This is a genomic window from Actinomycetospora chibensis, from assembly GCF_028737215.1.
GTDB classification, from domain to species: domain Bacteria; phylum Actinomycetota; class Actinomycetes; order Mycobacteriales; family Pseudonocardiaceae; genus Actinomycetospora; species Actinomycetospora chibensis.
The window spans coordinates 20,078-39,235 of sequence record NZ_JAQZAM010000023.1 but is presented as its reverse complement, the minus strand read 5'-3'; the positions used below and the strand labels follow the sequence as shown (position 1 = coordinate 39,235).

The following is a 19,158-nucleotide window of genomic DNA, read 5'->3' as shown; positions in this document are numbered from 1 at the left end:
TCCCCCGTCTCCCGTGAGCGGACTTCGGGCCTATAGCCCCCAGGATCGCTCACGAAGGCCAGGGGAGGAACTCGTCGTCGGGAAGACCGGAGGCGAGGAGCGAGGCCAGGTGGTCGCCCCGGCGCTCGGTGAGCTGGTCGATCTGGGTGCGGCAGGAGAAGCCGTCGGCGATCACCGCGGTGCCGGCGTCGGCGCCCCGCACCCGGGGCAGGAGCACCGCCTCCCCGCAGGCCACCGACACCTCGTAGTGCCCCTGTTCGAACCCGAAGTTGCCGGCGAGCCCGCAGCACCCGGAGTCGAGCACCTCCACCTCGGCGCCGGCGCGTCGCAGCACGTCGGTCTCCGCGCCGTAGCCGCCGGTGGCGTGCTGGTGGCAGTGCTGCTGGACCATCACCTCGCGCCCGGCGAGCCCGGGCGGCGCCCAGTCCGGCGCACACTCGGCGAGCAGGCGCCCGAGGGTCGTCGTGGCCGCGGCGATCGCGTCGGCGCGAGGCCCGGGCAGCAGGTTCGGGGCGTCGTCGGTGAACACCGCCGTGCAGCTCGGCTCGAGCCCCACGATCGGCATGCCGTCGCCGACGGCCGGGGCCAGCGCGTCGAGCGTCCGGCCGAGCACCCTGGCGGCGACGTCGAGCTGACCCGTCGTCACCCACGTCAGGCCGCAGCACAGCTCCTGCTCCGGGACCCGCACCGTGAAGCCGGCCGCCTCGAGCACGCGGACGGCGTCGGCACCGGCGCGGGGATGGAGGAACTCGGTGAACGTGTCCGGCCAGAGCAGCACCTCGCCGCGCTCGCCGGAGCCGCGCGAGCCGCGCTCGCGGAACCAGTGCGTGAACCGCGGGGTGGCGAACGCGGGGATCGCGCGACGCTCGTCGATGCCGCCGGCTCTCTTGAGCAGCCCCGCCGCCCGGGACGACATGATCCGGTTGACCAGCGGCGCGACCGGTGACGCGAGGCGGGCGAGCGCCGGCAGCCACCCCATCGACAGGTGCGAGCGCGGGCGGCGCCACTGCCGGCCCCCGTAGTGGTGGTGCAGGAACTCGGCCTTGTAGGTCGCCATGTCGACGTTGACCGGGCAGTCCGACAGGCAGCCCTTGCACGCCAGGCACAGATCGAGGGCGTCGCGGACCTCGGTGGAGCGCCAGCCGTCGGTGATCGGCGAGTCCTCGTGCCCGCGCAGCATCTCCCAGAGCAGCCGCGCACGGCCGCGCGTGGAGTGGTGCTCCTCGCCGGTGGCGCGGTACGAGGGGCACATGACCTCGCCCTCGGTGCGCCGGCACCGGCCGACCCCGATGCAGCGCTCCACGGCGCGGGTGAAGCGGCCGTCGTCGGACGGGTAGGAGAACGCCGACGCGGGCTCGGCGGGGTCGTAGTCGGGGCCGATCTGCAGGTGCTCGTCCAGGCGGAATGGGTGGACGACCTTGCCGGGGTTCATCCGGTTGCGGGGGTCGAGGAGCGCCTTGACCGACTCGAAGGCCGCCACGAGCTCGGGCCCGTACATCCGCTCGAGCAGCTCGCCGCGCGACTGCCCGTCGCCGTGCTCGCCCGAGAGCGACCCGCCGTACTTCACGCACAGGTCCGCCGAGCGCTCCATGAACGAGCGGTAGGCCGCGACGCCCGCCGTCGAGCCGAGCTCGAACGGGATGCGCGTGTGGATGCAGCCGTGACCGAAGTGCCCGTAGATCGCCGTGCCCTCGCTGTACCCGTACTCCTCGAGCAGGGCGACCCACTCCGCCAGGTAGTCCGCGAGACGGGCGGTGGGCAGGGCCGCGTCCTCCCAGCCCTCGTAGTTGTCCTGACCGGTGCGCGGGTCGCGGGCCGAGACGGCGAGCGCGGACTCCCGGATGCTGAACAGCTCGGCCTGCTCGGCCGGGTCGGTGACCGTGAGGATCGACGGGCCGTGCTCACGCAGATCGGCGGTGAGCGCCTCGGTGCGGACGGCCACGCGCGCGGGGTCGTCGTCGCGGATCTGCACCATGAGCCAGCTCTGGCCCTCGGGCATCGCGGCCATGGCCCGCGGGTGCACGCCCCGGAAGCGCTGGAACTCGACGATGACGCGGTCGATGCACTCCAGGAAGTGCGGGCGGTGCGGGAGGATCGTGTCGACGCAGCGCGCGGACGCGACGATGTCGTCGAACCCCAGCACCACCAGCGCGGTGTGCCGGGCCTCGACGACGAGGTCGAGCTCGGCGTGCAGCACCGTCACCAGCGTCGACTCCGAGCCCACCAGCGCGCGGGCGAGGTCGAGGCCGGTGCCGTCGGCGTTGGGGCCAGGCAGCAGGTCGTCGAGGTTGTAGCCCGACACGCGGCGCGGGATGTCGGGGAAACGCTCGGCCACCAGCGCGGCGTGGTCGGCGGCGATCGCGCGCAGGCCCCGGTAGATCTCCGCGCGTCGCCCGCCCTCGGCCTGGATGGTGGCGTACTCCTGCTCGGACGTCGGCCCGACCCACATCCGCAGGCCGTCGTAGGTGAGCACCTCGAGGCGGCGGACGTTGTCGGCGACCTTGCCGAACGTCTGCGCGGTCGACCCGCAGGAGTTGTTGCCGATCATCCCGCCGAGCGTGCAGCTGACGTGCGTCGCGGGCTTCGGGCCGAAGATCAGGCGGCCGGGCAGGGCGGCGTTGAGGTCGTCGAGCTTGATGCCGGGCTCGACGACGCAGGTGCGCGCGTCCTCGTCGACCGACACGATCCGCGTGCAGTACTTCGACCAGTCGATCACCACGGCGGCGTTGCAGCACTGCCCGGCGAGGCTCGTGCCGCCGCCACGGGAGAGCACCGGGACGTCGTGCTCGCGGCACACGGCGAGCGCCTCGACGCCGGCGTCGATCGTGCGCGGGACGACCACGCCGATCGGGACCTGGCGGTAGTTCGAGGAGTCGACGGCGTACGTGGCGCGCGACCCGGCGTCGAAGCGCACCTCGCCGTCCACCCGGTCGGCCAGCGCGCGTTCGAGGTTCTCCTCGGCGGTCCGCGGGCGCGTGCGGGGAGGGGCGAGATCGACCGTGGCCACCGGACGACTCTGGCCGCCGCCGCACGCCGCGGCAAGTCCTCTCCGTCGTGAGCACGTTCCGCCCCCCAGGGGCCGAAAGTGCTCACGTGGCTGCGGGAGGATGGATGACGTGACCACCGAAGCGCTGGACGACGCCGCCGTCGGCGCGCTCCTGACCGGCGTGCGCCGGGTGGCGCTGCTCGGGGTCTCCGACCGCTTCAACCGGCCCAGCTTCCGGCTCGGCGCCTACCTGCTCGACCGCACCGCGTGGACCGTCGACCTCGTGAACCCCCACGTCGTCGAGACCCTCGGGCGGCTCTGCGCACCGACGCTCGCCGACGTCCCGGCGCCCGACCTCGTCGTGGTCTTCCGCGCGCCGACCGCCTGGGACGCGGTGATCGACGAGGTCGCGGGCGTCGGGGGGCACGCCGTGTGGCTGCCGAGCGAGGTCGCGGACGCGGACACCACGGCCCGCGCGGCCGACCGCGCCCGGGCGGCGGGGCTGGTGGCCGTCGCGGACCGGGACCTGCGCGCGGAGCACAGGCGGTGGTGCGGGTGAACCCGGCTGTCACCCGCGGGCCGGACCGCCTCGAGGTCCGCGCGCCCCGCACCGCCCCCGCGCTCGCGCTGGCGACCGGCGTCGTCGGGCTCGCGGCCGGGATCTGGCTGGCGACCCTCGGAGGCACGGCGAGCCTCGTGCTCGGTCTGGTGCTGATCGTCTTCTTCGCGGTCGGCACGGTGCGCGCGGCGGTGCGCCTGCTGCGCGGCCGGCCCCTGCTCGTCGCCACCCCCGAGGGCATCGACGACGGCGGGTCGATCGTCGCGGCCGGGTTCCTGCCCTGGTCGGAGCTCGGGTCGATCGACGTCCTGCCCTCCCGGGGCGGCGGGATGCTCGTCATCGGGGTCCGCGACCCGGAGGCCGTCCTCGCCCGCACCACCCCGGCCCGCGCCCGCGTCGGACGCACGCAGGCCGGGCGCCTCGGCAGCCCCGTCGTCCTGCCTGCCTCGGTGCTCCCCGTCCCCGCCGAGGAGCTCGCCACCGAGATCGAGGCCTTCCGGCCGTGAGCCGTTGACCGGCGCGTCGCCGGTGCGGAAGCGTTCCGGCGTGGCCAGCTACCGCGCGCGACGTCGCCGGGCGATGGTCGCCGAGGTGCGCCGGCAGGGGGTCACCGACCCGCGGGTCCTGCGGGCGATGCTCGAGGTGCCGCGCCACCGGTTCGTCCCCGCGCACCTTGCGGACGAGGCCTACGGCCCGGGCCCGCTGCCGATCGCGTGCGGGCAGACGATCTCCGCGCCCGCGATGGTGGGGGCGATGGCCGCCCTGCTGGAGCTCACCGGACGCGAGCGGGTGCTCGAGGTGGGCACCGGCAGCGGGTACGCGGCGGCGGTGCTCTCGCGGTGCGCGCGTGAGGTGATCAGCATCGAGTACCACCCCTCGCTCGCGGCCGGGGCCCGCGCCGCGCTCGCGGCCACCGGCCACCACGTCGAGGTCCGCCACGGCGACGGGCGTGCAGGCGCCCCCGACAAGGCGCCCTTCGACGCGATCTCCGTGGCCGCGATGGCCGAGGGCGAGGTGCCGGCGGCGCTGCTCGGCCAGCTCACCGACCGCGGCGTCCTCGTCTGCCCCGTGGGCCACGGCCGGCGCGGCGACCTCGTGCGGATGCGCCGCGACGGCCGCGTCGAGCGGTTCATGCCCGTGTCGTTCGTGCCGCTGCTGTAGCAGGCGCGTTCCTGCTCACGTCCGGGCGTCCCGGCCCCCCCGGGGCGGGCACACGGCCGCCATGAGTGACGTCGTCCCGCCCCCGCCCGAGCTCGCGGCCTCCGCCAACGTGCCCGCCGTGGACGCCCCGGCGCTGCGCGAGCGCGCGGCCGCCGACCCCGAGGGGTTCTGGCTCGAGCAGACCCGGCGCCTGGAGTGGTCGAGCGCGCCGACCGAGGCCTACGACGGGAGCGGGTTCCCGTTCGTGCGGTGGTTCGCCGACGGGACGCTCAACGTCGCGCGCAACTGCGTGGACCGCCACGTCACAGCCGGCCACGGCGAGAAGGCGGCGCTGCTCTGGGAGGGCGAGCCCGGTGACTCCCGCCGGCTGACGTACGCCGACCTGCAGGCCGAGGTCGCGCGGTGTGCGCACGGGCTCGAGTCGCTGGGGATCGGGCGCGGTGACGTCGTCGTGGTCTACCTGCCGGTGCTCGTCGAGACCGTGGTGGTGATGCTGGCCTGCGCCCGCATCGGGGCGATCCACTCGATGGTCTTCGGCGGGTTCTCGGCCGAGGCGCTGCGGTTCCGGGTGACCGACGGCGGGGCGAAGCTGCTGGTCACCACCGACGGTCAGTACCGCCGCGGGAAGGCGGTGCCGGTCAAGGACAACGCGGACGCCGCGGTCGAGGGCGTGGACAGCGTCGAGCACGTCCTCGTCGTCCGGCGCACCGGTCAGGACGTCGCCTGGACCCGGGGTCGCGACGTGTGGTGGGACGAGCTCCTCGCCGACCGTCCGACCGAGCATGTCGCCGAGGCCTTCCCGGCGGAGACCCCACTGTTCCTCATCTACACCTCGGGGACGACAGGCAGGCCCAAGGGTCTCGTGCACACCATGGGTGGCTACCTCACCCAGACCGCGTGGACCGCGTGGGCCTGCTTCGACCACCGCCCCGACGACGTCTACTGGTGCCAGGCCGATCTCGCGTGGGTCACCGCCCACACCTACGAGGTCTACGGCCCGCTCGCGAACGGCGTCACGCAGGTGCTCTACGAGGGCACCCCGGACACGCCCCACCGCGGGCGTCACTTCGAGATCATCGCGAAGTACGGGGTCACCGTGTACTACACGGCGCCCACCCTCGTGCGGACGTTCATGCAGTGGGGCGAGGACCTGCCGGCCGCCCACGACCTGTCGTCGCTGCGGCTGCTGGGCTCGGTCGGTGAGGCGATCAACCCGGAGGCCTGGCGCTGGCTGCACGCCCACGTCGGTGGCGGGCGATGCCCGATCGTCGACACCTGGTGGCAGTCCGAGACCGGCGCGGCGATGGTCGCCCCGCTGCCGGGGGCGACGCCGCTCAAGCCCGGCTCGGCGACACGGGCGCTGCCGGGGATCTCGGTGCGGGTCGTGCACCCGGACGGTTCCGAGTGCGCGCCCGACGAGGGAGGCCTGCTCGTCATCGACCGTCCGTGGCCCGCGATGGCGCGGACGGTCTGGGGCGACGCCGACCGCTTCGTCTCGTCCTACTTCGCCGACTTCCGCGCGCAGGGTTGGTACACCGCCGGCGACGGCGCCCGGATCGACGCGGACGGGGACGTGTGGCTCGAAGGCCGGGTCGACGACGTCATGAACGTCTCGGGGCACCGGCTCTCGTCGATCGAGGTCGAGTCCGCCCTGGTCAGCCACCCGCGCGTCGCGGAGGCGGGCGTCGTCGGCGCGCCGGACGAGACCACGGGTCAGGCGATCGTGGCGTTCGTGGTGCTGCGGGGCGGGGACACCGCCGATCCCACCGACGAGCTCCGCGCCCACGTGACCCGCGAGCTCGGCCCCGTCGCCCGGCCGGCCCGGGTGCTCGTCGTCGGCAGCCTCCCGAAGACCCGTAGCGGGAAGATCATGCGCCGGTTGCTGCTCGGCGTCACGCGTGGCGAGGAGCCCGGCGACACGACCTCGCTCGTCGACCCCGAGGGCTTCGCGACGCTGGCGGAGGACTACCGCGCCTCGTGAGCGACCCTCGGGGCTGGAGCCCCGGAGATCGCTCACCCACGGACCAGCACGAACGACTCCGGCGGGAGGGTCAGGGTGTCGGCGCCGGTGTCGACGCCCGACGGCGCGCTGAGCACCTCGCGCGCCGCCACCGGCAGCGTCGCCGGGGCCCCGCCCAGGTTGACCGCCAGCCGCAGGTCGCCGCGGTGCACGACGAGCGTGCGGGCGTCGGCGTCGGCGTCCACCCGCACCCGATCGAGGTGAGGGTCGGTGAGCTCGGGGTGGGCGCGGCGCAGGGCGATCAGCTCGCGGTGCACCCCGAGCAGCCAGGCGTGGGGTTCACGCTCGATCTCCGACCAGTCGAGCCGCGAGTCCTCGAACGTCGAGAGCGCCGTCGGATCGGGCACGTCGGAGGCGCCCCAGCCGTGCTCGGCGAACTCCCCGCGACGGCCTTCGCGCACGGCGTCCTGCAGCGCGGGGTCCTCGAAGCCGACGAAGAACGCCCACGGCGTCGACGCGCCCCACTCCTCGCCCATGAACAACATCGGGGTGTACGGCGAGCAGAGCACCAGCGCGGCACCGCAGGCCAGGAGGCCCGGCGACACGGTGGCCGACAGGCGGTCACCGGCGGCCCGGTTGCCGATCTGGTCGTGGTCCTGGAGGTAGGCGAGGAAGCGGTGGCCGGGGGTCGTCAGCGTGTCGACGGGCCGGCCGTGGGTGCGCCCGCGGAAGCTCGACCACGTGCCGGCGTGGTGGAACGGGTGGTGCAGGACGTCGGCGAGCACGGAGAACGCGCCGAAGTCGGCGTAGTAGCCCTGGGTCTCGCCGGTGAGCGCCGAGTGCAGGGCGTGGTGGATGTCGTCGCACCACTGCGCGTCCAGCCCGTACCCGCCGGCCTCGCGCGGCGTGATCAGCCGCGGGTCGTTGAGGTCCGACTCGGCGATGAGGGTCAGCGGGCGGCGCAGGTGCGCCGACAGCGTCGCGACGTGCTGCGCCATCTCCTCGAGCAGGTGGGTCGCCCGGGCGTCGCGCAGGGCGTGGACGGCGTCGAGGCGCAGGGCGTCGACGCCGTAGTCGCGCAGCCACATCGTGACGTTGTCGAGGATGTAGCGGCGCACGGTGTCCGACCCCGGCCCGTCGAGGTTCAGTGACGGACCCCAGACGTTCTCGCCGAGGAAGTAGGGCCCGAAGCGGTCGAGGTAGGCCCCGGACGGCCCGAGGTGGTTGTAGACGACGTCGAGCACGACGCCGAGCCCCCGGGCGTGGCAGGCGTCGACGAACCGCCGGAACGCCACCGGTCCGCCGTAGTTCTCGGTGACCGCGTACCAGAGCACGCCGTCGTAGCCCCAGCCCCGCGTGCCGTCGAAGGCGTTGACCGGCAGGATCTCGACGAGGTCGACGCCGAGATCGACGAGGTGGTCCAGCCGCTCCTCCGCGGCGGCGAACGTGCCGCCCTCGGTGAACGTGCCGACGTGCATCTCGTAGATCACCGACCCGGGCAGGGTCCGGCCGGTCCAGGCCGCGTCGGCGGGGGAGGGCTCGACCTCGACGACCCGGGACGGGGCGTGCACCCCGTGCGGCTGCCACCGCGAGCGCGGGTCGGGCAGCGCCCCCTCCCACCCGTCCCCGACTCCGCCGTCCAGCGCGAACGCGTAGTCCGTCCCCGGGCCGGCGTCGGGCACGGTGACCGACCACCACCCGTCCGCTCCCGCCGTCATCGTCTCGATCCGGTCGTCCAGGACCAGTCCGACCGCCGTACGGTCGGGGGCCCACACCGCGAACTCGTGTGCCACGGGTCCGATCGTTCCCGACGGGCCGACTTCGCATGCGTGGCGGGACCCGGGATGATGGACGCGCGGGCGGACGGGTTCCGGGCAGGACGGTGCACGGGGGTGGTCGATGGGCGGCAACGCTGACCCCGGCACGCCTGCGCTGTTCGCGGGCGGCGGCCGCGTCGGCGCCGACATGGCGTCGGTCGACTGGAGCGCCACACCCCTCGGCGAGCCGGAGAGCTGGCCCACCCCGCTGCGCACCGTCGTGCAGATGCTCCTGACCTCGCGCTTCTCCATGTGGATGGCCTGGGGTCCCGAGCTCACGTGCTTCTACAACGACGCGTACTGGCGCGACACGCTGCAGTCGAAGCACCCCTGGGCGCTGGGCAAGCCGGCCCGCGTCATGTGGTCGGAGATCTGGCCGGACATCGGGCCGCGCATCGCGTCGGTGCTCGAGACGGGCGTCGCGACCTGGGACGAGGACCTGCTGCTCTTCCTGGAGCGCAGCGGCTACCCCGAGGAGACCTACCACACCTTCTCGTACAGCCCGCTCGCCGACACGGACGGCACCATTCGCGGAATGCTCTGCGTGGTCACCGAGAACACGGACCGTGTCATCGGTGACCGGCAGATGGCGACGATGCGGGATCTCGCGACCGCGATGGGCAGTACCCGCTCCGAGGACGAGGTGCTCCGCGCGGTCGAGCGCACGCTGGTCGACAACGACCGCGACCTGCCGTTCGGCCTCGTCTACCTGTTCGACGACGACGCCGGGCCGGCGCGGCTGGCGGCGAGCGCGGGCGCGGAGCGCGGCTCGGCGATCGCGGCCGAGGTGATCGAGCCCGGGGCCGGTCCCTGGCCGCTGGACCGGGTGCGGGCGGGCGAGACGGTGCTCGTCGAGGGCCTGGGTGCGCGGATCGACGGCGACGTGCCCCACGGCGCGTGGGCCCGACCGGCCACGCAGGCGGTGCTCGTCCCGCTCGCGGCGGCGTCGGGCGCCGAGGGCGACGGGGTCGCCGGGGTGCTCGTCGCAGGCGTCAACCCCCACCGGGAGTTCGACGAGCGCACCTCGAGCTTCCTGCAGCTGCTCGGCGGCCAGATCACGGCGGGGCTCGCCCACGCGGGCGGTTACGAGGCCGAACGACGCCGCGCCGAGGCCCTCGCCGAGCTCGACCGCGCGAAGACCGACTTCTTCTCCAACGTCAGCCACGAGTTCCGCACCCCGCTGACCCTGATCATGGGCCCGGTCGCCGAGCTGCGCGCCGCGCCCGAGGTGGATCCCGAGCGCTGGCGCGCCGAGCTCGACGTGGTGCACCGCAACGGCCAGCGCCTCGGGCGGATGGTCAACAGCCTCCTCGACTTCTCGCGGCTCGAGGCCGGCCGGCGCCAGACCCACCCCGTGCCCGTCGACCTCGGTTCGGCCACCGCGGAGCTCGCGGCGGTGTTCGCCTCCGCGATGGCGCGCGCGGGCCTCGACTACGTCGTCGACTGCCCGCCGGTGGGCCGACCGGTCCTGCTCGACCGGGACGCGTGGGAGAAGGTCGTGCTCAACCTGCTCTCCAACGCCCTGAAGTTCACCGCCTCCGGACGGGTCTCGGTGCGCGTGGAGGCGACCGCGGACGCCGCGGTCCTGCACGTCGAGGACACGGGTGTCGGGGTGCCCGCCGACGAGCTGCCGCGCCTGTTCGAGCGCTTCCACCGCGTCGAGAGCCCCGGTGCGCGCTCCGGCGAGGGCAGCGGCATCGGCCTGGCGCTGGTGCGCGAGCTCGTCGGGCTGCACGACGGCGAGGTCGTCGCGACCAGCGAGCCGGGTGTGGGCACCACGATGACGGTGACGATCCCGTTCGGGCGGGCGCACCGGATGGAGATCGTGGCGCCGACGGGCGGCACCGGCTCGGCGGCAAGCACGCCGGAACTCACCGCGACCGAGCCCCTGGAGCCCTCGGCGGACGCCGAGTCGTTCGTCGCCGAGGCGCTGCGCTGGCTGCCCGACGACCCGGGGTCGACCGACGCCGAGCTGCCGACCCCCGAGGCGCCCGCCGGCCCGCCCGCGAGCGAGAGCACGCGGGGGCGCGTCCTCGTGGCCGACGACAACGCCGACATGCGGGCCTACCTGCGACGCCTGCTCGCGCCGCGCCACGACGTGCGGCTGACCGCGGACGGCGAGGAGGCGCTGGAGGCGGCGCTCGCCGACCCGCCGGACCTCGTCGTCTCCGACGTGATGATGCCGCGCCGGGACGGTCTCGCCCTGCTCGCGGGCCTGCGCGCCGACGAGCGGACCGCGCGGGTGCCGGTCCTGCTGCTCTCGGCCCGCGCGGGGGAGGAGGAGGCCGTCCAGGGGCTGGCGGCCCAGGCCGACGACTACCTGGTCAAGCCCTTCACCGCGCCCGAGCTCCTCGCCCGCGTGGACGCGCACCTGCAGCTCGGCCGCGCGCGCCGCCGGGCGGAGGTCCGCTTCACCGCGATGGCCGACCTCGCGCCGGCGATGATCTGGGTGGCCGACCCCGACGGCGGCCGCACGTTCCACAACGCGGGCTGGCGCCGCTTCACCGGCCGCGACCCGGCCCAGGACCTCGGCGAGGACTGGCGCGACGGCCTGCACCCCGACGACCGGGAGCAGTACCGCGCGATCACCGCCGAGGCCATGGCGGCGGGCCTCGGCTGGGAGGTCGAGTACCGGCTGCGGCGCGCCGACGGCGTCTACCACCGGGTGGTGGAGCAGGCCGTCGCCCTGCCCGGCGAGGACGGGCCGTCGGGGTGGGTCGGTAGCTGCATCGACGTCAACGTCCGGGCGCTCGAGGCCGACCGCCAGCGGCTGCTCGCCCGGATCGGCGCGGAGCTCGACGGAGAGACCGAGGTCGTCGACCGGCTCGAGCTCCTGGTTCGCCTGCTCGTCGAGGTCCGTCTCGCCGCGCGCGCCTCCGCCCGTCCCGTGGACGACGAGGGCCAGCCCGGCGCCGCCCACGTCGCCGTGCGCACGGAGGCACCGTCGGGCTCCCGCGTGGCCGAGCCGGTGTCCGCCGACTCGGTCGGCGACGGGGAGCGGGAGGCGCTGGCGCGCCGCGCGCCGGTCGCGGCGGCCGGTGCGCTGCACCTCCCGCTGACGGTCCGCGACCGTGTCGTGGCGATCCTGTCCCTCGAGCGCTCGCCGGAGGGGCCGGACTGGACCGAGGAGGACCGCGACCTCGTCGAGGAGATCGCCGGGCGCGCCGCCCTCGCGCTCGACAACGCCCTGCTGCTCGCCGAGGAGCGCGCGGTCGCCGAGCGCCTGTCGCTGCTCCAGCGGGCCACGAGCGAGCTCTCGGCCGCGGCGACCCCGATCGAGGTGGCCGACGTGACCGTCGAGCACCTCCGCGCGCTCTTCGGGGCCTCGGCGCGCGTCGCGGTCTTCGAGTACGAGCCGGGGGCGCGCACGCTGACCCCGCTCGCGGCCCGCAACATCGACCCGCCCACGGTCACCGCGGGCCAGGAGCAGGCGACGATGGTCGGCACCGCGGTGAGCTCCGGTGAGCCGCTGTGGTTGGTGGACTCCCCGGGGCACCCCGCGTCGGACCACGGCGACCCCGCCCTCCACGACCTCCTGCGGCGCTCGGGGGTGCGCGGGGCGGTCGCCCTGCCCCTCGTGGCGGCGGGCACCACCGTGGGCGCGATCGGCGTCGGCCTGCCCGACCGGGCGCGCGTGCTGCGCACCGAGCGGATCACCCTCGAGGCGCTCGCCGAGCCGTGCGCGATGGCGCTGGACCGGGCCCGGCTCTACCGCGCCGAGCATCAGATCGCCGACACCCTCCAACGCAGCCTGCTGCCCCAGGGCCTGCCCGCGCTCGACCGGCTCGGGCTCGCAGCGCGCTACCTGCCCGGCGCGACGGGCACGCAGGCCGGCGGCGACTGGTACGACGTCGTCGAGCTCGACGAGCACCGCGTCGCGATCGCCGTCGGTGACGTCGTCGGTCAGGGCACCGGCGCCGCCGCGGTGATGGGGCAGCTCCGCACCGCCCTGTCCGGCTACCTGCTCGCCGGGCACGGCCCCGCCCGGGCCCTCGGCCTGCTCGACGGGCTGACCTCGCGCATTCCGGGCTCGCGGGCCTCGACGGCGATGTGCCTGACCCTCGACACGAGCAGCGGCGAGCTGCGCTGGGCCCGCGCCGGCCACCTGCCCGCGCTGCTCGTCGGCGCGGACGGCGCCGCGGTGCGCTACCTGGACGACCCCTCCGGCCACGGGCCACTGCTCGGTCTCCCGCCGGGGCACCGCGACCACGGCGAGGCCGTGACCACCCTCGAGCCCGGCGCGGTCCTCGTGCTCTACACCGACGGCCTCGTCGAACGACGCGGCGAGGCCCTCGACGAGGGGTTCGCCCGGCTCGCCGACGCCGCCGAGGAGCACCGGGCGGCCGGCCCGGGGCCGATGGCGAGCGCGCTGCTGCGCGACCTCGACTCCCACTCGGACGACGTGGCCCTCGTCGTCGCCCGGCTGGCGCCGCCGCCCCTGGAGCTCGACCTCCCCGCCCGGCCCGACTCCCTCGCTCTTCTGCGCCGCCGGGTCACCCGGTGGTCGCGGGCGGCGGGCCTGCCCGAGATCACCTTCGAGGACCTCCAGCTCGCGCTGGGCGAGGCCGCGACGAACGCCGTCGAGCACGCCTACCGCGACGGCGACGGGTCCGGACAGGTCGACGTGCGGCTGGCCCGCCGCGCCGACGGCGCCGTCGAGGCCGTCGTCCGCGACCGGGGGACCTGGCGTCCCGCGCCGCTCGACCCCGGGTACCGCGGGCGCGGGCTGAAGATCGTCCGGGAGCTCACCGAGGACGCGAAGGTGACGCCGCGTCCCGGCGGCGGCACCGAGGTCACCTTCCGCATGGTCGGCCCGGGCCCCGAGGAGCCGGCCGAGATTCGCACGGACGAGCGGGAGGACGCCGCCGACGTCGTGGTCCCGCCGCCGGGCACTCCCGCGGCCGTCACCGTCGAGGACGACGGGTCGGCACGCCGTCTCGTGCTGACCGGCGACATGGACCTCGCCGCCGCGGCCGCCTGCCGCGAGGCGATGCTCGGGCCCATCGACGGCCGCGGGCGCCTGGAGGTCGACCTGCGCGCCGTCGGCTACCTCGCGAGTGCCGGCGTCGGCCTCGTCCTGGAGGTGCTGCAGGCGGCGCGGCGGGCCGGTGCGGACACCGCCCTGCTCACCGCCCCGGGCAGCGCGCCGGCCCGCGTGCTCGCGATGGCGCTCCCGACGGAGGAGTGACGGCGGGGCTGCCGGCCGACCTCACGAGCGGCCGCGTCCCCGCCCGTGACACGTTCCCGCCGACGCGGTCGGGGGAACTCGGAGAGCATGGAGTACCGCACGCTCGGACGGTCGGGACTGAAGGTCTCGACGATGACCATGGGCACGATGACCTTCGGCGGCAAGGGCGGGTTCTCCAAGCTCGGCGCCACCGACGTCGAGGGCGCCACCCGCCAGATCGACCTGTGCGTCGACCACGGCGTCAACCTCGTCGACACCGCCGACATGTACTCGGCGGGCGTGTCCGAGGAGATCGTCGGCCAGGCCACGAAGAACCACCGCGACGACCTGCTGATCGCCACCAAGTGCCGCTTCCCGATGAGCGACGACCCCAATGACGCCGGCGCCTCGCGCCAGCACATCGTGGCCAGCGTCGAGAACAGCCTGCGCCGCCTCGACGTGCAGCACATCGACCTCTTCCAGCTGCACGGCTGGGACGGCGTGACGCCGCTCGAGGAGACCCTCGAGGCGCTGGACACCCTCGTGAGCAAGGGCAAGATCCGCTACATCGGCTGCTCGAACTACTCGGCGTGGCACATCATGAAGGCGCTCGCGGTCTCGGAGCGCGGCGAGTTCCAGCGCTTCGTCTCCCAGCAGATCCACTACACGCTGCAGGCCCGCGAGGCCGAGAACGAGCTGGTCCCCGTCTCGATCGACCAGGGCCTCGGCATTCTCGTGTGGAGCCCGATCGCCGGCGGGCTGCTCTCGGGCAAGTTCCGCCGCGGCCAGGACGACCCCGAGACCTCGCGCCACCTCGGCGAGTGGTCGGAGCCGCCGGTGCACGACCGCGAGCGCCTCTACGACATCATCGAGGTGGCCGCCGAGGTCGGCGACGCCCACGGGGTGTCGGTCGCGCAGGTGGCCAACGCCTGGCTGCTGCGCAAGCCGGCCGTCACCTCGCTGGTCGTCGGTGCGCGCACCGAGGAGCAGCTGGCCGACAACCTCGCCGCCGCCGAGCTCGCCCTGACCGACGACGAGGTCGCCCGCCTCGACGAGGTCAGCGCGACGCCGCTGCTCTACCCCTACTGGCACCAGAAGAACACGATCACCGACCGGCTCTCGCCCGCCGACGCCTCGCTGCTCGGCTGAGGACGGCCTCCTGGCGTGACCTCCTGGTGCCACCTCCGCCCCGGCGCGACACTGGGGCGGAGGACCACCCGGGGGGAGCACCGTCGATGTCGCAGCAGGTCACCGACGGACCGCGCCCGAGGGGGAGCCTCGCGGGCGCCGCCGCGGGCCGCGTGCACCTGCCCGGCGGCTGATGATGGCCGCCGCGAGCGGTGCGCTGGTGGGGCGGGCCCGCGAGCTGGAGCTCCTGGAGGGCTGGCTCGACACGGCGCGCGCCGGCTCGGGGCGTCTCGTCCTCTGCGCGGGCGAACCGGGGATCGGCAAGACCCGGCTGGCCCAGGAGCTCGCGGGCCGGGCCCTCGCGCGCGGCACGGCCGTCGCCTGGGCGCGCTGCGCGGAGGCGACCGGGGCGCCCGCGCTCTGGCCGTGGCGCCAGGTGCTGCGCAGCATCGGTGCGGACGTCGACGTGCTCGTCGGTGACGCGTCGTCGCCCGAGGACCGCTTCCGGGTCGTCGAGGACGTCGTCGCCGCCCTGCGCGCGGCGGGGGAACCCGACGGGCTCGTGGTGGTCGTCGACGACATCCACCGCGGTGACGAGGCCTCCCTGGCCGTCCTCCGGCACGCCGCGACGGCGGCGGCCGCGGCCCGCGTCCTGCTCGTTGCCGCCTACCGGGACGCCGACCCGGGCAGCCTGCTCCCGCGGATGCTGCCGGACCTCGCCGGCGCCCCCGGCGCCGAGCGGTTCGACCTGCGTGGGTTCGACCTCGACGAGGTCCGCACCCAGCTCGCCGCCGGCACCGACGACGCCACCGCGCACACCGTCCTCGACGTCACCGGCGGGAACCCGCTGTTCGTCCGCGAGATCGCGCGGGCGATGGCCGACGGATCGTGGCGGGCCGACCGGCCCCCGCGCACCGTGCTCGACGTCGTCGCCGCCCGACTCGACCGCCTCGGGCCCGACGGGCGACGTCTCGTGCAGACCGCGGCGGTCGCCGGTCGGGACTTCACGCTCCCGCTCCTCGCCGCCACACTCGACGAGCCGGTCGCGGCGTGCCTCCCGTGGCTCGACGAGGTGCGGGCGCACGGGCTGGTCGACGAGATCGGCCCCGGCGAGTACCGCTTCGTCCACGCCCTGACCCGAGACTCCGTCGAGGCCTCGCTGACCACCGGCGAGCGGCTGTCCCGGCACCGGGCGGTCGCGGAGGCCACCGAGGCCCGGCACGCCGGTGATCTCGCCGAGCACCTCGCGGACATCGCCCGGCACTGGCGCGAGCTGGCGCCCCACGGCGAGGCCGACCGCGCCCGCGCGTGGACGGTCCGGGCGGCGGCGGACGCCGTCGCCCGCCTCGCCCCCGCAGAGGGGGCCCGGCTCTACGAGGTCGCGCTCGCGATCACACCGGGCCCGCCGGACGCCGCGCGGAGCGAGCTCCAGGTGGCGCGCGGGCGGGCGGCCCAGGCCGCCGGTGACCTGGGCACCGCGGTGGCCGCCGTCGAGGCGGCCGCGGCTGCGGCCCGGGCCGCGGGGCGTCCGGACCTGGTGGCCGAGGCCGCGCTCGTCCTCGACGCGGTCCCGGACCCGTCGGTCGACGCCGTCGCGGAGCGGCTCACGGAGGAGGCGCTGGCCGACATCCCGGGGGGCGCGCTGCGCGCCCGCCTGCTCGCGCGACGTAGCCAGCTCGCGTTCTACGACGGCGAGCAGGACCTCGTCGGTCGGCTCAGCACCGCGTCGCTCACGCTGGCCCGGATCACCGGGGACGACGGCGCGCTGGCCGCGGCGCTCCGCGCCCGTCACGAGGCCTGTCCCGGGCCGGCGGGCCGGGACGAGCGCGCGGAGCTGGCCACCGAGATGATCGCGCTGGGGCGTCGCACCGGGAGTGCCCGCACCGCCATGTGGGGCGAGCTGTGGAGGATCGACACGCTCGTCGAGGCCGGACGGTTGCGCGAGGCCGCCGACGCGCTCCCGGTCCTGGGGGGCGTCGTCGACCGGGTCGGCGGGCCCGTCCCGGCCTGGCATCTCCACCGGGTCGGCGCCTGCGTCGCGCAGGCGCAGGGTCGCTTCGAGGACGCGGCGGCCGCCGCCGCACAGGGGTTCGCGCGGATGCGGCCGGTGGAGCCGGCACCGGCGAGCGGCGCGTTCTTCGGGCTCCATGTCGCCCTGGCCCGCCACGTGGGGGTGCGTCCGGAGGCCCGGCGCTTCCTGGACCAGGACTTCGACCCGCCGCCGCGCTTCCGGACCCAGATGCGGATCGCGCGGGCGAGCCTCCTCCTGGCCGCCGGTCGGCGGGACGAGGCCGCGGCCTCCTACCGTCGGGCGGGGGCGCTCGCGATGTGGTCGCTGCCCGTGTTCTTCGTGGTGTCGATCCAGGCCTCGGCGGCGGCGCTCTGCGGGGAGCTCGGCCTGGACGACGACCTGGCGGTCCTGCTCGAGGGCCTCGAGCGGTGGCGTGGCCGATTCGCCGCGGGCACGGGGGTGTTCTTCCTCGGTCCCGTCGAGCTGACCCTCGGCCGCGGTGCCCTGGACCTCGGTCGATTCGACGCCGCGGTCGAGGACCTCGACGCCGCGGTGGAGGCGGCCGACCGCGCGGGGGCAGCGGGGTTCGTCGCCGAGGCGCAGTACCACCTCGCGCTCGCGCTGCACGGGCGCGGCGCGGCGGGCGACCACGACCGTGCCGTCGTCGCCGCGCGGGACGCGGATCGGCTCGCCCGCGCCCTCGGCATGGCCGCCTGGGTCGATCGCACGACGGCGCTCGCCGACCGGCTCCGGCCGGCGCGGCACCACGAGCTGAGCCCGCGGGAGGCGGAGGTGGCCGCGCTGGTCTCCGAGGGCCTGACGAACCGCCAGATCGCGAGCCGGCTCGTCGTCTCCGAGCGGACGGTCGAGAGCCACGTGCAGCACGTCCTCGCCAAGCTCGGTGTCTCCTCCCGCAGCGGCGTGGCTGCCCGCGTGGTGCGTGACCGGAGTCCGTAGCGGGCTCCGTGGTTCACCGGATGTCCGCAGCGGCGGGCGTCCCTAGCGTCGTCCGCGCGGCCGACCCGGGCCGCCGGAGACGAGGAGGACCCATGTCCTGGATGCTGATCGCGACCCCGCCGCTGCGGACCGTCGAGCAGTTCGACGCGGTGACCGCCGACGCCGGCACGCCCGAGGGGATGAAGGGTCGGTGGTGCGGTCGGACCGAGAACGGGGACCTGCGGGTGGTCACGCTGTGGACCTCGCGGGAGGACGCCGAGCGCTTCCTGTCCGAACGGCTCGGCCCCGCGTTCGCCCGCCTGCTCGGGCCGGAGCCGGCCGGACGGCCCGAGGTCCTGGGTCTCGAGGTGCTCCGGAGCTGGGTCCCGACACCCGTCGGCTGACCGGCCTCCTCCCCGACCACACTCCGCAATCGGTCATCCTGGAGGGAGTCGAAGCGGGAGGTCGCAGTGGCGTCGGGTGGCCGGAGCGCGAAGCTCGCACAGCACGAGCAGAACAAGCGCACGATCGTCGAGCTGACGGCCTGGATCACGGTCGCCGCCGCCATGCTGGTGGTCGGCCTGCACGCCGGGATCTCGGCGTCCTCCACCGCCGCCGACGTCCCGCGGGTCACGACGGCCGAGTACCGCTGAGCGCTCACCGGTGATCGAGCTCTGGAACGTCTCGCGGGCCCTCGGGCTCGTCTCCCTCCTGCTCATGGGTGTGGTGCTCGCGCTCGGCGCGCTGCACAACACGTCGATGAGCAGGGCCACCGCGAAGGCGATGCCGCGCTTCGTGGTCGTGGCGCTGCACCGGAACCTCGCGCTGATCACCGTGGTGTTCGTCGCGCTGCACGTCGTCGCCGTGCTCGTGACGCCGTACCTGCCGCTGCGGTGGTTCCACGTCGTCGTCCCGGGCACGGCGTCGTTCAACCCGTGGCCGGTGGGGCTCGGGGCCGTCGCGCTCGACCTGCTGCTCGCCGTCGTGATCTCGAGCTCGTTGCGCCGCCACCTGTCCAAGCGCGCGTGGCTCGTCGTGCACTGGACCTCGTACGTCTGCTTCCCGGTGGCCGTCGCCCACGCGGTGGTCAACGCGTCGTTCCGGGGCGGCACCTGGTGGACCCTCGTCGTCCCGCTCCTGGCGAGCGCGCTGGTCGTCGCCGGCCTGCTCTTCCGGCGAGCCTCGCGGCGGCGCGCCGCGGCCGACGTGCCGCTCGCCGACCGGGGCCGCACCGACCCCGCCGAGGCCCGGCGCGCGGCCGACCACGCCACCGGCGCCCAGCCCGTGGTCCGGGAGATGCGCGTCGTCCCCCGGGCGGCACCCTCACCGGCTCCGGGCTCGCCCGCCGAGGACGAGGCGCAGACCGACACACTCGGCGGGCCGGAGGCCCCGACCGTGGCCCTGCCCCCGAGGCCGCGTCGCCGGTGATCCCC

General features: G+C 75.4%; 12 protein-coding genes. 10 read left to right on the top strand and 2 right to left on the bottom strand.

Annotated elements, in window-relative coordinates:
* Positions 1-49: 49 nt before the first annotated feature.
* On the bottom strand, positions 50-3,007 hold the full coding sequence (locus tag PH189_RS26225) for an FAD-binding and (Fe-S)-binding domain-containing protein (RefSeq protein ID WP_274191803.1): 2,958 nt from the start codon (positions 3,005-3,007) through the stop codon (positions 50-52).
* Positions 3,008-3,116: 109 nt separating this feature from the next.
* Here PH189_RS26225 and PH189_RS26220 point away from each other — a divergent pair, with 109 nt between their 5' ends.
* From PH189_RS26220 to acs, 4 genes are all read left to right on the top strand, one after another.
* Positions 3,117-3,545, top strand: coding sequence for a CoA-binding protein (locus tag PH189_RS26220; RefSeq protein WP_274191802.1), 429 nt, complete (start codon positions 3,117-3,119; stop codon positions 3,543-3,545).
* A complete protein-coding gene (locus PH189_RS26215) occupies positions 3,542-4,051 on the top strand; it encodes an STM3941 family protein (RefSeq protein ID WP_274191801.1) in 510 nt (169 codons plus the stop codon). Before PH189_RS26220 ends, PH189_RS26215 begins: the two co-directional genes overlap by 4 nt.
* Before the next feature lie 40 nt (positions 4,052-4,091).
* A complete protein-coding gene (locus PH189_RS26210; protein WP_274191800.1) occupies positions 4,092-4,706 on the top strand; it encodes a protein-L-isoaspartate(D-aspartate) O-methyltransferase in 615 nt (204 codons plus the stop codon).
* A gap of 61 nt (positions 4,707-4,767) precedes the next feature.
* Positions 4,768-6,687, top strand: coding sequence for an acetate--CoA ligase (acs, locus tag PH189_RS26205; protein WP_274191799.1), 1,920 nt, complete (start codon positions 4,768-4,770; stop codon positions 6,685-6,687).
* 32 nt (positions 6,688-6,719) lie between these two features.
* Here the strand turns inward: acs and treZ are convergent, their stop codons facing one another.
* The gene (treZ, locus tag PH189_RS26200; protein ID WP_274191798.1) at positions 6,720-8,459 is read right to left on the bottom strand and encodes a malto-oligosyltrehalose trehalohydrolase; all 1,740 of its coding nucleotides are present in this window, start codon (positions 8,457-8,459) and stop codon (positions 6,720-6,722) included.
* A 106-nt stretch (positions 8,460-8,565) separates the two neighbouring features.
* Here treZ and PH189_RS26195 point away from each other — a divergent pair, with 106 nt between their 5' ends.
* The 6 genes from PH189_RS26195 (at position 8,566) to PH189_RS26170 (ending at position 19,153) form a co-directional block, all read left to right on the top strand.
* Entirely contained in the window at positions 8,566-13,671 is a 5,106-nt protein-coding gene (locus PH189_RS26195) for a SpoIIE family protein phosphatase (protein ID WP_274191797.1), read from the top strand.
* Positions 13,672-13,758: 87 nt separating this feature from the next.
* Positions 13,759-14,799, top strand: coding sequence for an aldo/keto reductase (locus PH189_RS26190; RefSeq protein ID WP_274191796.1), 1,041 nt, complete (start codon positions 13,759-13,761; stop codon positions 14,797-14,799).
* A 172-nt stretch (positions 14,800-14,971) separates the two neighbouring features.
* On the top strand, positions 14,972-17,746 hold the full coding sequence (locus PH189_RS26185; RefSeq protein ID WP_274191795.1) for an ATP-binding protein: 2,775 nt from the start codon (positions 14,972-14,974) through the stop codon (positions 17,744-17,746).
* A gap of 92 nt (positions 17,747-17,838) precedes the next feature.
* A complete protein-coding gene (locus tag PH189_RS26180; protein WP_274191794.1) occupies positions 17,839-18,129 on the top strand; it encodes a hypothetical protein in 291 nt (96 codons plus the stop codon).
* Positions 18,130-18,195: 66 nt separating this feature from the next.
* Complete coding sequence (locus PH189_RS26175; protein WP_274191793.1) at positions 18,196-18,378, top strand: hypothetical protein; 183 nt, start codon at positions 18,196-18,198, stop codon at positions 18,376-18,378.
* Positions 18,379-18,388: 10 nt separating this feature from the next.
* Positions 18,389-19,153 (top strand): ferric reductase-like transmembrane domain-containing protein, encoded by a 765-nt coding sequence (locus PH189_RS26170; RefSeq protein ID WP_274191792.1) that lies wholly within the window; start codon positions 18,389-18,391, stop codon positions 19,151-19,153.
* Positions 19,154-19,158: the final 5 nt, after the last annotated feature.